This window comes from Streptomyces coffeae (assembly GCF_016741875.1).
Classification (GTDB): Bacteria; Actinomycetota; Actinomycetes; order Streptomycetales; family Streptomycetaceae; genus Streptomyces; species Streptomyces coffeae.
In genome coordinates this window covers 1-275 of record NZ_JAERRF010000239.1, presented here as the reverse complement: position 1 = coordinate 275, position 275 = coordinate 1, and the positions used below count along the sequence as shown (strand labels likewise).

The 275-nt window shown below is 69.8% G+C and carries 1 protein-coding gene; it reads right to left on the bottom strand.

Translation table 11 applies throughout. The features are described from left to right. On the bottom strand, window positions 1-275 hold a 275-nt coding region (locus JK363_RS41820; protein WP_201883545.1), incomplete at both ends, for an ACP S-malonyltransferase.

Here is a 275-nt window from a genome sequence, read left to right as displayed (position 1 = left end):
CCCTTACGCAGCACTGCCGCCGCAGCGCTCAGCGACTCCGACCCGGACTGCGCGAGACTGGTCAGAACCGGATCCGGACCCACCTCCAGCAGCCGGGACACGCCCTGCTCCACGGTCGCTGTCTTCAGCGCATCATGGAAGCGGACCGGCTCGCGGACCTGACGCACCCAGTACTCCGGAGTCGTCCACTCGCCCTCGCCAAGCCGCTGACCAGACACCGTGCTCACCGCAGGAAGCCCCGCCTGCCGGTAGCTGACGCTCGCCGCGACCTCAGC